Annotated in this window: 10 protein-coding genes, 2 tRNA genes, 1 pseudogene and 1 riboswitch; of the genes and pseudogenes, 5 read left to right on the top strand and 8 right to left on the bottom strand. The window is 65.4% G+C overall.

Annotation, left to right across the window (positions count from 1 at the left end; genetic code table 11):
- Positions 1-539: 539 nt before the first annotated feature.
- A complete protein-coding gene (locus HMPREF9440_RS07705) occupies positions 540-2,471 on the top strand; it encodes a sigma-70 family RNA polymerase sigma factor (protein WP_008543055.1) in 1,932 nt (643 codons plus the stop codon).
- A gap of 173 nt (positions 2,472-2,644) precedes the next feature.
- Here HMPREF9440_RS07705 and HMPREF9440_RS07700 read toward each other — a convergent pair whose 3' ends face one another.
- On the bottom strand, positions 2,645-3,901 hold the full coding sequence (locus tag HMPREF9440_RS07700) for an ATP-binding protein (RefSeq protein ID WP_216586071.1): 1,257 nt from the start codon (positions 3,899-3,901) through the stop codon (positions 2,645-2,647).
- A gap of 397 nt (positions 3,902-4,298) precedes the next feature.
- On the opposite strand from HMPREF9440_RS07700, the gene HMPREF9440_RS07695 reads away from it, so the two are divergent.
- From HMPREF9440_RS07695 to HMPREF9440_RS07680, 4 genes and pseudogenes are all read left to right on the top strand, one after another.
- Positions 4,299-4,375: transfer RNA gene (locus HMPREF9440_RS07695), tRNA-Ile, on the top strand.
- 110 nt (positions 4,376-4,485) lie between these two features.
- Positions 4,486-5,901 (top strand): annotated as a pseudogene (locus HMPREF9440_RS07690) (DEAD/DEAH box helicase); the annotation flags it as partial.
- Positions 5,902-6,647: 746 nt separating this feature from the next.
- A riboswitch (SAM-I-IV-variant riboswitch) is annotated at positions 6,648-6,766 on the top strand.
- A gap of 191 nt (positions 6,767-6,957) precedes the next feature.
- Positions 6,958-7,191: an AbrB/MazE/SpoVT family DNA-binding domain-containing protein gene (locus HMPREF9440_RS07685; RefSeq protein WP_040764794.1), complete on the top strand. Its 234-nt coding sequence runs from the start codon at positions 6,958-6,960 to the stop codon at positions 7,189-7,191.
- A gap of 13 nt (positions 7,192-7,204) precedes the next feature.
- Complete coding sequence (locus HMPREF9440_RS07680) at positions 7,205-7,705, top strand: CYTH domain-containing protein (protein ID WP_008543048.1); 501 nt, start codon at positions 7,205-7,207, stop codon at positions 7,703-7,705.
- A 118-nt stretch (positions 7,706-7,823) separates the two neighbouring features.
- On the opposite strand, the gene HMPREF9440_RS07675 is transcribed toward HMPREF9440_RS07680, so the two are convergent.
- The 7 genes from HMPREF9440_RS07675 to HMPREF9440_RS12100 all read right to left on the bottom strand — a co-directional run.
- Positions 7,824-7,899 (bottom strand) — tRNA-Glu (locus HMPREF9440_RS07675).
- An 85-nt stretch (positions 7,900-7,984) separates the two neighbouring features.
- The gene (gene gltX, locus HMPREF9440_RS07670) at positions 7,985-9,379 is read right to left on the bottom strand and encodes a glutamate--tRNA ligase (protein WP_008543046.1); all 1,395 of its coding nucleotides are present in this window, start codon (positions 9,377-9,379) and stop codon (positions 7,985-7,987) included.
- A gap of 126 nt (positions 9,380-9,505) precedes the next feature.
- On the bottom strand, positions 9,506-10,777 hold the full coding sequence (locus tag HMPREF9440_RS07665; protein WP_008543044.1) for an AAA family ATPase: 1,272 nt from the start codon (positions 10,775-10,777) through the stop codon (positions 9,506-9,508).
- Positions 10,778-10,803: 26 nt separating this feature from the next.
- On the bottom strand, positions 10,804-12,033 hold the full coding sequence (locus HMPREF9440_RS07660) for a DUF401 family protein (RefSeq protein ID WP_008543042.1): 1,230 nt from the start codon (positions 12,031-12,033) through the stop codon (positions 10,804-10,806).
- Positions 12,034-12,197: 164 nt separating this feature from the next.
- Positions 12,198-13,643: an aldehyde dehydrogenase family protein gene (locus tag HMPREF9440_RS07655; RefSeq protein ID WP_008543041.1), complete on the bottom strand. Its 1,446-nt coding sequence runs from the start codon at positions 13,641-13,643 to the stop codon at positions 12,198-12,200.
- Between the two features lie 166 nt (positions 13,644-13,809).
- Positions 13,810-14,727, bottom strand: a complete 918-nt coding sequence (locus tag HMPREF9440_RS07650) for an AEC family transporter (RefSeq protein ID WP_008543039.1) — start codon at positions 14,725-14,727, stop codon at positions 13,810-13,812.
- 119 nt (positions 14,728-14,846) lie between these two features.
- The coding region (locus tag HMPREF9440_RS12100; RefSeq protein WP_008543038.1) for an epoxyqueuosine reductase QueH at positions 14,847-15,302 on the bottom strand (456 nt) is incomplete at its 5' end.

The raw sequence follows: 15,302 nt of genomic DNA, 5'->3' as shown, positions 1-15,302 counted from the left end.
ATCCGTCAGATCGAGACGAAGGCGCTCAGGAAACTCCGCCATCCGTCCCGCGCCGACAAGTTGAAGAGCTTCGTCGAAGGCGACAACAAGGACTGACGGGGATTCGTCCGGAAGCCATGAAGAAGAGGGCGGCGGCCTGCGGGTGCGCCGCCCGTCTTCTTTCGGGGCCTTCCTCGTACGTTGAAAAAGCGCCCCCGTCCGATTGAAAAAGCGCCGCCCTCGGTGTATTCTGAACCCCTTTTTTCGCCGGCCGCCGACAGGGTCGCCGCCACGCCCCGAGCAGAGGGCGCGGTGATGCCGTCGGTCTCCCAGAAAGACGCCGGAAAAGCACCCTCAAAGCCGCCTTCGGCCGTACGCCTTACTCGTCCCGGACACGGAATCCGGAAGACATCCCCCGTCGGGAAGCGGACCTTCCCCCAAGCGTCGGACCGATGCGCCCTGAAGAAAGGGTGCCCGAACGGAAAAAAGCACGAAGACTTGAACGGATTCGTCCGCGGGCGCGGCTGCGCCCGGGGACCTTTTGGATGTAGAGAGCCTGAATGAAGAAGAAACGCCAAGACGACTTTGCCGATGACGCCGCCCTCAATGATGACGACGACATGGAGTCGCAGGCCGAATCCGCCGAGGTGGATGCGTGGCAGGAAGGCCGTGAGGTCGATGTGCCCGAAGAAGGCGCGGTGAGCCGCAACGGCTACGGCGCGCTCGTGCGCCTCGGCCGCGCCCGCGGCTGGGTGACGCTCTCGGACGTGAACGACCACCTGCCCGAAAGCGCTCTGCGCACGACGGAACACCTCCAGGAAGTGACCGAACAGCTGGGCCGCCTCGGCATCCAGGTCTTTGAGACGCCCCCCGACGAGGATGACATCCTCATCAACGGCATGATGGGCGACAGCGAAGACGTGGACGACGACGACGCCGCCGTGATGCTCACGCCCGAAGAATCGGCCGGTCTCTCGAAGGATCCGCTGCGCGCGTACCTGCGCGGCGTGGGCTCGCACAAGCTTCTCACCCGCGCCGGTGAAATCGAAGTCGCGAAGTCGATCGAACAGTTCACCGGGAAGTTGGTCGCCGCGATGGTGCAGTACCCGATCGCGGTCGAAGAGATCCTCCGCGTGGGCGAAACGCTCCGCGACGAGAACACGCCGGTCGACACGATCGTCGACGGGTTCCTGGACGGCATGGTGGACGCCGAAGGCGAACCCCTCTCGGACCAGGACGACAACGCGACCGACATCGGCGCCGCCGCGATGACGACGGAGCAGCTGGAAGCGCTCCGTTCGCGCGTGCTCGAGATGTTCGACCGCTGCCGCATCTACCTCGACATCGTGAAGGAAACCTACGGCGACCCCGACCGCGAGAAGGAGTACCGCACGGCCTTGACCGCGATGTCGAAGGAGCTCGGCAGCGTGCGCTTCTCGGTGAAGCTCGTGACGCAGATCTCCGAGCACATCAACACGCACATGAACGGCGTGAACGATACGCTGAAGCACATGAGGAGCTTCTTGGTCGACCGCTGCCACTACAGCCAGAAGGAAGCCGTCCAGATTCTGACCCGCAACGTCACGGACAAGAACCTCTTCCCGCGCCTCGCCGAACAGGACACCTACGCGGCCTTGAACGTCGCCCGCCATATGGCGATCCTCCAGGAAGAGCAGGCGAAGCTCGTGGCGGCTGAAAAGGCCGGCTTCCTGTCGCTTGACGAACAGCGCGACCTCGGCCGCGCGATGAAGTTGGCGCAGGCCAACCTCATGCAGGCCAAGGCGAAGATGATCGAGGCGAACCTTCGTCTCGTCATCTCGATCGCGAAGGGCTACGTCAACCGCGGGCTCGCGATGACCGATCTCATCCAGGAAGGGAACCTCGGCCTCATGAAGGCGGTCGACAAGTTCGAATACCGCCGCGGCTACAAGTTCTCGACCTATGCGACGTGGTGGGTGCGCCAGTCGGTGACGCGCGCCGTCGCGGACTTCGGCAACACGATCCGCATCCCGGTGCACATGACCGAGTCCTACAACAAGCTGCGCCGTCAGAAGCAGAAGTTCCTGCAGCAGAACGGCCGTCAGCCGACCGAGCAGGAATTGGCGGATTTGGCTGGCCTCCCGCTCGCCAAGGTCGTCCTGCTCACGCAGGCGATGCGCGGCGTCGAATCGATCGACGCCCCGATCGGCGACGAGGAAGACGCGACGAAGCTCGACTTCGTGCGCGGCGACGAGGCGGACGATCCGGGCATCGCCTTCCAGGACCGCTCGATGATCGACTGCGTGAAGAAGTCCCTGGACGAACTGTCGCCCCGCGAAGCGCAGGTGCTGCGCCTTCGTTACGGCATCGGCACGAACCAGGACCACACGTTGGAAGAAGTGGGCCGCACGTTGGGCCTCACCCGCGAGCGCGTCCGTCAGATCGAAAGCGCCGCGATCAGGAAGCTGCGCGGTCCTGAATTCCAGGAACGCCTGCGCGACTACCTCGGCTGATCAAGGCTGACGCCATGAACCAAGAACCCGCCGGTTGTCGAAAGACCCGGCGGGTTTTTGTTGGGTCGGGCCTGCGCCCGCCCGCAGGTTGCCGCCCCGCGCGCTGCTCACCCATAAATCAGTGAATCTTGAGTCACTGAATCATGAGTGAGCAAAGCCAGTCGGACCGCCCCTCACGCGTCCGGATCGTCGGAGTCAGAGGCCTTGAAGGCCTCGTAGGCCTCGACCTCCCGCACCATCTCCGCAAACGTGACGAGCCGCACGTTCGGCCTCCGCTTCGCAACCTCCACGCACGTCTCGGTGAAGCCCGCCCGGGAGAAGATCCAAAGGTGCCGCTCCCGGCAGCGGAAGTGGTGCTGGGAGAGGTCGTCGAGCTCCAGGAGGACGTGCTCGGTCACGGGTTTCTCCGTCCAGCAGCATGCGCCGAAGAGCGTCCGGTCGTCCCCGGTCTCCGCGACGATGTCGATCTCCACCTCGGTCTTCGTGCGCTCGTCCCTTCCCCACCACCGCCGAGCGGACCGGAAGGGGACCGGCGCCTTCTCCAGCCGTCTGCAGTGCCAAAGGTATTCCGTGCAGATCCGCACGAAGACGGGCGCCATGAATTTTTCGAGCGCCCGCGACACGCTCTCCAGATAGGCCTCCGGCCCCATGTCGGCGATGCGGTCGGCGTCCATCAGGATGAACCGGAACCAAAACCGGAACATGTCGTCCGCGATGCGCCAGCGCGGTTGACGGGAGATCCGCGCGCCCAGGGGCGTCTCCTTTCTGACGATGTCCAACACCTCCAAGGCGGCGAGCGTCTTGATGACGGCCGCCGTCGGCCGCTTCGTCTGCCGGGCGATGTCGGCGAGGCACGAGGAACCGTTCGCGAGTGCCGCGAGCGTGTCGACGTAGGTCGGAAGGGCCCGGACTTCCTGGCGGAGCACCGCCATCGCTTCGCCGAAGAAGCAGCCGTCGGTCGAGAACCAGTGCTTCCGGGGCGCCTCCGCGGCGGAGGCTTCGCCCGCAAACCTGGCGAGGTGCCGCGGCATCCCGCCCACCGAGCCGTAGAGGATGGCGGCGTCCTCGGGAGGTAGGCTCGGGAGGAGCCTTCGCGCTTCGAAGAAACCGAGGGGGTTGACGCGGAGCTGCCCCGTCCGACGACCGTAGAGCGCGGCGCAGTAGCCCATCACGTTCGCTTCCATCCAGTCGACCGGTGCGCCGCAGATGAGGAGCATGAGTTTCGAAGCGTCCTTGTGACGGTCGATGAGGTGCTGAAGGATCGACGAAACCGAAGGATCCGCCCGGACGAGCAGCTGGTAGTCGTCGAGGATGAGCACGGTGCGCTCCTCAAGGCTCTGCTCGAACGCGTACTCGAGCGCCTGCTCGAAACTGAGGAAGACGCCGTAGGGAGGGCTGAAGCCGAAGCCCGAGAAAAGGGCGGCGCTCAAGCCCCGGAGGTTCGTCTGCGCGCCGCCTTCAAGCCCCGTGAAGCAGGCACCTCTCTTTCCCCGGAAGAATTCACGCAACAGCGTGGCCTTCCCGACGCGGCGTGGTCCGAGGCGAAGCGCTCTTCGAGCGCCTTGAGTTCCCATGAACGAGGGGTGCGCGTCATGGCGGTCTCCAATGGGTGGTGATGAGCTTTCATCATACGACGGCCGCCAACAGCCCGCATGCCGGTGAAGCGGGAGCGGGAAGGAGCGGGTCTGCCTGCCCGTCGGACCGGTCGCAATGTCCGACATGTCCGCAACGTCCGGACCGTCCGGACAATTCTTTCCGCCGCAGGTTTTTGGCCCTCAGCCATATCGGGTACAATTACCCGCTTCGATCAACATCGATCAAGCGAGTGGGCCTGTAGCCAAGTCGGTTAAGGCAGCGGACTCATAATCCGTGCATCCTGGGTTCGAGCCCCAGCGGGCCTACCACTCCCCATTCTTCATTACGTCTTCCAACGTTCGGCCGATCTCGGCGACCCCGTTTCCGCGAATGAGGGAACCGGCCCGCCGGAGGTCTCCCGGGCGCGTCAAGCCTGCTGATGACATCGTTCGAATCCTTCGGTCTCGACCCCCGCATTCTCTCCGCCATCGCCCGCATGGGCTACAGCGAACCCACGCCGATTCAGACGCAGGCGATCCCCGTCGTTCTGAAAGGCGGGGACGTGATGGGCGCGGCGCAGACGGGTACCGGCAAGACGGCCGGGTTCGGTCTGCCGCTTTTGGCGCGCATCCTCCCGAAGGCGAACACCTCGATGTCCCCGGCGCGCCACCCCGTGCGCGCGCTCATTCTCACGCCGACGCGTGAGCTCGCGGACCAGGTCTCCGACAACCTCACGGCCTATGCGGCCGACACGCCCCTTCGCGTGGGCGTCGTCTACGGCGGCGTCGACATCCGTCCGCAGGCGGACATGCTCCGCCGCGGGATCGAGGTCCTGACCGCCACCCCGGGCCGCCTCTTGGACCACGTTGCGCAGAAGAGCGTCAACCTCTCGCAGGTTGAGATCGTCGTTCTGGACGAAGCCGACCGCATGCTCGACATGGGGTTCCTGCCGGACATCTCGCGGATCCTGCAGCTTCTTCCCAAGACCCGCCAGAGCCTGATGTTCTCGGCGACCTTCTCGGAAGAGATCACGAAGCTCGCGAAGAATTTTTTGAAGCCCGATCCCGCCGTCATCAAGGTGGCGCGTCAGAACCAGACGGCCGCCACGGTGACGCAGGAGCTCCTCGCCGTCACCGAGCGCGACAAGACGGACGTTCTGATCGACATGCTGCGTACGCGCGGCCCCGAAGGCGGCCCCTTGACGCAGGTGCTCGTCTTCGTGAACGCCAAGATCACCTGCCGACGCCTCGCGAGGACGCTGGAGCGCGTCGGGATCAACGCCGACGCCATTCACGGCGACAAGACGCAGGAAGAGCGTCAGGTCGCGTTGGACGGCTTCAAGTCGGGCGCGATCCACGTTTTGGTCGCCACCGACGTCGCCGCCCGCGGCCTCGACATCAAGGAACTCCCCTTCGTCATCAACTACGACGTCCCCTACAGCGCGGAAGACTACGTGCACCGCATCGGCCGCACGGGCCGCGCCGGTTCGAAGGGCGTCGCGGTGATGCTCTCGACCCCGGGCGACGCCCGCTTGGTCGAAGCGATCGAGAAGCTCACGAAACAGACCTTCAAGCCGGTCTCGGTCGAGCCCATGGCGCGCGGCCGCCGCAACGCCTTCCGCAGGAACCAGAACGTCGACCGCGTCGACACCCCCGAGGACGAACGCCTCGCCCGCGAGCGCGCCCGTGCCTACGTGCCGCCCGCGCACCGTCACCGCGATCCGCTCTTCGACATGCCCTACGTCGAGCGCAGCGCCCGTCAGGAGCGCGCCGCCGCCCCGCAGCCCGCGTACCTCGAGCGCCGCGAAAAGAAGCGCCCCGTGGCGGCGCTTCTCGGGGGCTTCATGTTCGAGCGCAGCACGGAACGCCGTCGCCGCGAGGCGGAAGCCGCCGCGGCCGCCCAGAAGGAAGCGGAACTCAAAGCTCAGCAGGAAGCCGAGCTCGCCGCCAAGAAGGCGGCGGAGGCGGCCGAGGCCGCCCGCGCCGCCGCTGAAGCCCCCAAGGCTGAAAAGGCCGAACAGGTCGAACAGGCCGCCCCGGCGGTCGTCGAAACGGCTGAAGCCGCTCCCGCCCCCGCGCAGGACGAGCCCAAGCTCGAACAGATCGAAACCGTGCCCGCCGCGGTGAAGGCGGCCGACGCGTTGGAAGCCGAAAAGGCTGAAGAAGCCAAGAAGGCTGAAAAGCCCCGCCGCCCGCGCCGCCCCAGGAAGACGGCGAAGCCGGCGGAAGCCGAGGAGCCCCTCGTTCAGATCGAAACGAAGCCCCGCGCGAAGAAGGCGCCGAAGGCTGCCGAAGAGCCCGCCAAGGCTCCTGAAGCCAAGGAAGCCGCAGAGTCCGCGGAAGCGCCCAAGGCCGACTAAGCCGCTCTGGAAAGCGCAGGAAAGGAAAGAGGGAGGATCCCACCGAGGATGCCTCCCTTTTCTTCGCCCCGCGCATCCGTCGGGAGAGCCGGAAGAGGTGGCGGGAGCTGTTCCGGGGAGCCCCGGACGAGTCCCGGATGAGTCCAGGATGGTCATCGGATGAGGACGTTAGGTGCTTTCTCATCCCGCGTTTGCGGTATGACTGCCCACGACCGTCCGTACTTGCCCCTAGAATGGACCTCGTGCGACATTGCGAGGTGGGGTCCTCTCCCCACGCCAACCTGCCTTCCCGGGCAAGGTGGAAAGCTCTTCATTGAGCGGATGTGGCCGGCACGCGGTGCCGGCAAAGAAACGGGACACGTCGTGAGACGACGCCTTTTTTCCGGGGCGGCGCCGCGACGCTGACGGAACCTCTCGCAGTCGAACATCGGACGCGGGAGGTTTTTTCATGCCCGCGTCCCTGGGGTACGAAAGATAGTCATGGGCGGATTTGTTTTCCGGATTGCCGCGCCCGACACGGTGTCGAAGACGGCTAAAGAGGAGTATTTGAAGATGCAGCATCGTCTGACGGTCAAGGGCCAGGTCACCATTCCGAAGGAAATTCGTGAGCTGCTGGGCTTGGAGGGTGGCGAATCCAGCGTGGAGTTCGCCGTGGGTGCGGACGGTTCCGTGACGCTCCGGAAGGCCGAGAGCCGCACGCCGCGCCGCGCGGTGCGCCGCGCGCCGCAGGCGGCGAACCGCCGCCTCGGGGGCGGCGTCCTGGCGCTCCTTGCGGGCGGGATTTGAGAGAGAGTGAAGAATGGGCGTTGAGATCGAACGCAAATTCCTGGTGAAGCCGGGTGCGTGGGAGAGGGCGGTGCCTCAACCCATGGCGCAGGGCTACCTCGCGAGGGGCGACGCCGCCACGGTGCGCGTGCGCGTCTCGGGCGGGCACGCCTGGCTCACCGTAAAGGGCCGCGGCGACGGCCTCTCGCGCCCGGAATTTGAGTACGGGATCCCCGCGGACGAGGCCCGCGCGATGCTCGCCATGGTGCCGGGCGTCGTGGAGAAGACGCGCCGACGCGTCCCCGTCGGGGCGCACGTCTGGGAAGTGGACGTCTTCGAGGGTGAGAACGCCGGACTCGTCGTCGCGGAAGTGGAATTGACGTCCCCCGACGAAGCGTTCGAGCGCCCGGCGTGGCTGGGCGCGGAGGTGACGGGCGTTCCCCGCTACTACAACAGCGAACTCTCGGTCCGGCCCTTCCGAATGTGGTCGGCGGCGGAGAAGGCCGGGAAGGCCGCTAAGGCCGACGAAGCGTGACCGACGCGGAGGCCGGGCGAAGTCCCGGCCTTTTCATGCCCGGGAAAAACGAAAAGCCCCGACCGGTCGTCGAGGCTTCTTCTCTTTTGCCGTCACTTCCCAAGCGGAGGAAGTGTGTTGGCGTCCCCAAGGGGAATCGAACCCCTGTTAACAACGTGAGAGGCTGCTGTCCTAGGCCGCTAGACGATGGGGACGTCATGCGGTACGAGATCCAATCTTACGCCTGCGCCGCGCGTCGGGCGTATCCGGCGCAGGGCGCAGGTTGCGCTGAATCAAAAATCAGCCGAGAGTGGCCGCAATGCGCTTCAGAACCTCGTCCTTGCCGATGAGGCAGAGCGTGACGTCGATCTGAGGCGTGCGCTCGGCCGCGCACACGCAGACGCGAAGCGGCGTCGCGAGGATCTTCATCCCGATTTCGCGCTCGGCCATGACTTCCTGGATGATGCCGTAGACGGCTTCCGGGGTCATGTCGGCGAGCTTGCCGAGCTTTTCACCGAAGAGCGCGAGCGCTTCGCGGCCGCCGTCCGCCAACGCGGCCGCGGCCTGTTCGGCGTCGACCTTGGGTTCGACGTAGAAGAAGAGGGCGTTCTCGGCCAACTTCTCAAGGGTCGTGGCGCGGTTCTTCAGAAGGCCGCAGACCTGCTTGAGGCACGGGCCCCCTTCGACCTTGCCGCCGCGGGCTTCGATGCGCGGGGCGACGAGCGTGGCCAGACGTTCGTCGTCGGCTTCCTTCATGTACTGGCCGTTCAGCCATTCGAGCTTCTTCCAGTCGATGCGGGCGGCCGCACGCGAGCAGTCGGCGAGCTCAAAGACCTTGGCGAGTTCGTCGCGGGTGAACTTTTCCATGTTCCCGTGACCCCAGCCGAGGCGGGCCAAGTAGTTGAAGATCGCTTCGGGGAGGTAGCCCTGGCGTTCGTACTCGAGCACCGAGACCGTGCCGTGGCGCTTCGAGAGCTTCTGGCCGTCCTGACCGTTGATCAAGGGCAGGTGCGCGAAGACCGGCACTTCGGCGCCCAACGCGGTGTAGATGTTGATCTGGCGCGGCGTGTTGTTGATGTGGTCCGCACCGCGGATGACGTGGCTCACCTTCATGTCCCAGTCGTCCACCACCACGGCGAAGTTGTAGGTGGGGATGCCGTTGCGCATGATGATGAGGTCGTCGAGCTCAGCGTTCGAGACCGTGATCGGGCCGTAGACCGCGTCGTTCCACGTGACGGCGCCGTTGTCCGGGTTGCGGAAGCGCACGACAGGCTGCACGCCTTCGGGGATGGGCTTGCCGACGCAGTTTTCGGGACGCCAGCGGCCGTCGTAGCGGGGCTTCAGACCCTGGGCCTTCTGCGCTTCGCGCATTTCGTTCAGCTCTTCGGGCGTCGCGTAGCAGTAGTAGGCGCGGCCGTCCTTGAGCATCTCGTCGACGACTTCCTTGTAGCGGTCCAAGCGGTCCATCTGGTAGATGGGACCTTCGTCGTAGTCGAGGTTGAGCCAGCGCATGCCGTCCAGAATCACCTGCACGGCCTCCTGCGTCGAGCGGACCTGGTCGGTGTCTTCGATGCGGAGGAGGAACTTGCCGCCGAAGTGACGGGCGACGGCCCAGCAGTAGATGGCGGTGCGCGCGGTGCCGAGGTGCATCATGCCCGTGGGGCTCGGCGCAATGCGGGTGCGGATTTCTTTCATGACGACTTCTGTGGTCTGAGAATGGAACCGGCCTCAGAGCGAGGCCGGTCGGAAAAGGTTTGCGAATTTTATCACCCGGTTGCCGACCTCAGGCTTAAGCCGGGGCGGGTTTGAGGGGCGGGCGACTCAGAGAAAGGCCGACGGAATTCCGCCGAAGTCGCCCCGCAGGTAGCGTCGCCGGATCTCACCGTTGCGGCAGGGGTTCGGCCCCTTCTCCATGCCCGGTACGGCCGAAAGACGCTGGATTTCCGTGCCGCGGCAGTCGATCAGCCTCATGGTCGCGATTTCGGAGACCCGCAGGAGCCCCGCGTCGAGAAGGTGGGTGTTGTGGAGCGTGAAGATGATCTGGGCGTTTGTCTTGTTGAGGCGCCGCTCCTTGAAGAGGCGCACGAGCTCGATGACGAGAAGACCGTGCGTCGACGCGTCGAGGTCGTCCACCAACACCGTCTTGCCTTCCTCCAGGGCGGAGAGGAGAAAGCCCAAGAGCCCGATCAGGCGCTTCGTTCCGTCGGACTCCTCCTGCCAAAACCACCGCACGGGCGCCTTGTCGTCGCCGGCTTGGACGGTCGTGAGGCCGTCCAACCCTTCGGTCGGCACCGTTTCAAAGATCTCCTGACCGTACTCGAAGTCCTGAAGGTCGATGTCGAGCTGGCGGAGCCGTCGCCGGACCATGTCTCCGGCACCGCGGAGCCGTGCGAACGCATCGGGATCGTCCACGGAGAAGGCCAACGCCTTCAGTCCCGGGAGAAAATCGGAGAGATCCTCCTTTTCAACGACCGCGAGCTCTTCCAAAAAGAAGTCCACGGCCGCACTGATCCGGCTCCGACGGTCGAGCTTGTAGTACAAGGCGTCGATGAACGTGAGGACTTGGCGCTTCGTGCGGTCATGAACCGCCTCGGTTCGGAACAGCTCTTCGACCTCCTCCAAGGTGGGATTGTCGGGGAGCTTTTCGTTGAACGCCGTGAGCTCCGCATTCTCGACCGCGAAGACGAGGCGGCCGTCGGCGGTGAGGGATTCCGCGACGATGCCTTCCGCGTCGATGCTCAGCGCGTACGTAGAGCGGATGCCGTCCTGCCAAAAGGTCATCGAGAACTCCGAAGGTTTGCCCCAGAGTTCGCTCACGAGCAGGTTGGGTTCGTAGCGGTCCGCGTACCAACCGTCGAGCACGGTGTCCCGCAGCGTGTGGGCGGCGCGGATGAGGGCGCTCTTGCCGCAGCCGTTCGGGCCGTAGAGCGCCATCGCGGTGACGAGGCGGTCGCGCGGGGTTTTGCCGACCTGCACGAACGGAATGTTCTCCATCGTGCGGAAGCCGGCGGGCGCGCGGCGTTCGGCAAAGGTGAGCGAGAGCGTGGCTTCCTTGATCGAGCGGAAGTTGCGGACGGTGAAGGATTCGAGCATGGCCGCCTCTCCCGGCTTTCGGCGGTTCAGGCGAAATATCCCGTCGACACGAGCGTCCACGCCGTGAAGACGGTGAGCAGAATGACCTCCAGGATGACGATCGGGATGAGGGTCTTCAGGAAGTCCGACTTGAAGTAGTCGACCGTGATCGTGAGACAGACGTGGGTGGGCGTGATCATCTGGCCCGCGACGCCGAAGACCAGCACCGCACCGGTCAGGATCAGGTCGCCCGGCGCCAGCGCCGCGACGATCGGCATCACCATGGCGACGTGGCCCTGGCTCAGCCCCGTGAGGATCCCGATGACGAAGCTCGTCATCGTGAGGATTACCGGCACGGGGAAGGGCATGGCGCGGAACATCGCCGTGATCTGGTCGATGATCCCCGACGCCGTCAGGATCTCGATGAAGTAGAAGATCGCGACGATGTTGAGAAGCAGCCGCCAGTCGAAAGCTCCCTTCACGATTTCGCCCACGTCGACCTTGCGGTGGAAGATCATGAGGACGGGCACCATGCCGGCCACCACGATCCCCATCGAGACCGCGGCGGGGAGGCCGAACGCGATCATGAGGAAGATGTTGGCAAAGATCGGCAGAAAGGCGAGCGTGATGTCGAGCGCGTACTTCCTGCGGTCCTCCGAGCTCATGGGCGTGCGCTCGGGTTCGTGGATTTTGAGCGGGCGCACCAGGATGAACCACCCGGCCGCGTAGGCGAAGACCGTGAGCCAGAAGAGGTGCACGGCGAGGTCCGAAATGTGGATCCCGACGATCCCGCACGCGAGCAGCATCCCCGGAATGATCGGGTTGCAGAATTCGAAGATGTGGCGGAACCAAAAGTTGATCGCGGCCTTGCTCTCGGCGGGCACTTCATGTCCCTTGCAGGCCTGCTCGACGATCGGGGCCGAAAAGCGTGCGCCGCCCATCGAAGGGAGGAGCCCGAGGAAGGCCGGCATCGAGGCGATCGTCACCTTGGTCGAGTGGAAGATCCGGTTCAAGGCCGCCACCATCCCCTGAAGCGTTCCCGAGCGCCGGAGCTGAATCTCCAGGCACATCACGAAGTAGAGGGCGAAAAGCAGATCGTACGTGCGGGGCTTTTCGACCGTGGCGAGAACCGCCTCCCAGAGGTTGAGGAACGTCCCGCCGAGCGTCGCCCACATGAGAAAGCCGCCCGCGAGGATCGAGAGGCCGATCGGAATCTTCCTGCGGATCAGCACCACGATGAGGACGAGGGAGACGGGGAGGATCCAGGTGATGCTCATGATGACGGGGGCGTTCTGCTCGCCTTCAGGCCGCCTTCCTCTCTAAGGGAGAAGCGTGCGTGGCGGCGGATGACGGTCGTTGTTTCAGGAAAGAAAATGATGCGCCCGCCCGTCATTCGGCGTCAAAGCGGCGCTCCCTCGGGATTACCCGAGGGAGCGGAGGTTCACCAACGGTGAAAGACGCTCTTCGTCTGCGTGAATTCGAGGAGTCCCTCGACGCCGCTCTCGCGCCCGATGCCGCTTTGCTTGTAGCCGCCGAAGGGCGCGCTCACGTCGCGGGGCGCGTTGTTGATGAAGACGTTCCCGGCGCGGATGCGGCGCGCGACCGCGAGCGCCTCCTCGTCGGGGCCGAAGACCGCAGAGGAGAGCCCGTAGGGGGTGCCGTTGGCGATCTCAACCGCTTCGTCGACGGTGTCGTACGGAATCACGCAGAGGACCGGCCCGAAGATTTCTTCCTGCGCGATCCGCATGTCGGGGCGCACGTTCGTGAAGATCGTGGGCTCGACGAAGCAGCCGCGGGCGGCATCAAAACTCTCGGGGACCTTGCCCGCGAGAAGCTCGGCACCCTCTTGGAGGCCAAGTTCGATGTAGGCCTTCACCTTTTCGTACTGACGTTCCCCGCAGAGCGGTCCCACCTTGACGCCGGGCGTGCGCGGATGCCCGACGGGGAAGCGCTCCAGCCCCAGCTTCATGGCGGCGTGGGCTTCATTGAGGCGGCTTCGGGGCACGAGCACGCGCGAGAGCGCGGTGCAGGTCTGCCCGGCGTTCAAAAAGATGCTCTCGAAGAGCTTCAGCACGGCGCCCGTGTAGGCGGGCGCCGACGGGAGCCAGATCGCGGGGGACTTCCCGCCGAGTTCCAACGCCGTCTTCTTGGGCGCTTCCGCCGCGGCCCGCGCGATGGCGCGGCCGACCTCGGTCGACCCCGTGAAGGACACCATGTCGACCAACGGGTGGCGGGTGAGCCTTTCGCCCAGGACGCTCCCGCGCCCCTGCACGAGGTTCAGAACCCCTGCGGGGAAGCCCGCCGCTTCCGCAGCGTCGATGAGCACCGCGGCGGTGAGCGGCGCCAAGGTCGAAGGTTTGAGTACCACCGTGTTACCCATCAGCAACGCGGGGATGATCTTCTGAATGATTTGGCCGAGCGGGTAGTTCCAGGGCGTCACCGCGGCGACCACCCCCATGGGTTCGCGCCAGACGTAGGCGCCCTCCGTGCGGCCTTCGAGACCGTTGCGGTCGTCGCGGGCCAATGTGAGCGCCCCCTCGACGTAGGCGTCGATGCGGCTGATCTGGTAGTCGCAGTGCTTGCGGAGCGCATAGTCCGCGGGGCTGCCGAGTTCGTCGACCTCGAGGTCGGCGATCAATTCCCGGCGCGCCGTGAGCTCATCGCGAAGCCGCGACATGAAGCGCACGCGCTCTTCGACTTTGAGCGCACTCCACGCGGGAAAGGCGCGGGCGGCGGCTTCCGCCGCCCGGTCCGCGTCTTCGGGCGCGCCCGCAGGAATCCGGGCGACGGTCGTGCCGTCGGCGGGATTGATGACGGGGAGCGTCTCGCCGGAGGCGGACGGCGTCCAACGGCCGTCGATGTAGTGAAGATGGAAGCGTTCGCGCATGTGCCCTTTTCCTTGTCGCAGGGGACTCGGTCCCCGAAGATGCGGAGCACTTCGGTGGCCGGGTACGGCGGGGATTGTCGGTCCATCATACGTGACGGGGCCCGATCGTGCGGGAAAACGCGCACTTTTCGGGCCCCGGCGAAACCCCGCGCCGGCGGTGCGGCCGTCACCCGATGAAGGCGATCAGCACCGACATCGAAATGATCGCGACGGCGACGCTCATCGAATTGAGGTTGGCGGCGAGACCGATGTCGCCCTTCAACTTCGCTGTGTAGATGAGGTTCATCGCGGGGATGGGGCTCAGGGCCACCAGGGCGAGCGCCACGCGCACTTCGTGCTCGAAGGGAAGGAGGTAGTAGAAGGCTGCGGCCAAGAGGATCTGCACGACGAAGCGCTTTCCCAAAAGGCCGAAGAGGCGCTTGAGGATCCTCGGGTCGGAGGCGAACGTCACCGACTCGCCGATCATGATCATGCAGAGGAAGGTGTTGGCGGATGCGCCCACCTGCGCGCAGGTGATGACGGCGTCGGGGAGCGTGAGGCCGAAGAGATAGAGGATCGTCATGAAGACGAACGCGAGCGTCGGCCCCGAGCGGACGAGCTTCGAGGCGATGAGCTTCACGCCCTCCGTCCACTTCGTGTTCTCCTTCTGCGCCGCCACCACCGCATAGGTCCCGCCCGCGCTCATCACGCAGTTGCCGACGTCGAAGATCAAGGCGGTGAGGAGCCCCGTCCCGGGGAAGAACGCCTGGATGTAGGGAATCGCAAAGGGCCCGATCGAAAAGCCGCAGAGGTTGAGGTGCTCAAAGGCCTTCTTGTCCGCGTCGGCGTGGCGCATGGTGAGCATGCGCGCGTAGAGAAGGAGCAGGACGTTCGAGAGAAAGCCCAACCCCGCGACCCAGATCATCGGGCCCGAGATCGAGACGCCGTTCAGCCCCACGAACACCACGCAGGGGAGCGTCACGCACATGACGAGCCCGCTGATGGCGTGGAAGGCTTCGCTTTTCAAGATTTCCGTGCGGCGTAGCACGTACCCCAGCGCGATGAAGATCGCAAAGGAGAGGACTTTGGCGGTGCTGGTGTCCATGGTGTTTTCTTCGTTTTTGCCGCCCGAGGGTGGCGGCCGGTCTTCTTGTGGTTTTCAGCGGGGCCCGGAGGCCCCTTCGGACGGCCGAGAGTGGTCGTGAGTGGTCGATCTTGGTCTTCTCAACCGCCGCAGGCGCCGCACTTGGGCTTGGGCTCCGTCGAGCCTTGGTCGGCGTCGTCCGGCCGGCATTCTTCTTGGGCGTTTTCTGCTTCGGCCGCAGGCGGGCGCATCGGGATGAGGTGCCGGACGTGCTCGGGGAGCTCCATCGGGTCGCGGGTGGCGAGATGCCCCATCGAGAATTCGCAGCCGCACCAGAGCTGGTTGTAGAAGCCTTCTTCGGCGATGATCTCGCCGCGGCGCTGCTGCAGGCCGCCCTTTCGCCAATTCATGTCCCAGTAGCTCGTGCCGGGGTGGCGCTCCGCCGCTTCGAGCGCGGCTTCGCGGATCTGCTCCAGGCGCTTCCAACGGCTTCCGGCAAGCGTCGTCGTGAAGGAGGGGATGCCGAGCTTTTCGGCCATCTGGGCGGTCGCCTCCATGCGCACGCCGAAGCAGACGCGGCAGCGGCGGCCGCGCTC

The organism is Sutterella parvirubra YIT 11816, assembly GCF_000250875.1.
In the GTDB taxonomy this organism is placed as follows: Bacteria; Pseudomonadota; Gammaproteobacteria; order Burkholderiales; family Burkholderiaceae_F; genus Sutterella; species Sutterella parvirubra.
This window is presented reverse-complemented; position numbering and strand designations above follow the sequence as displayed.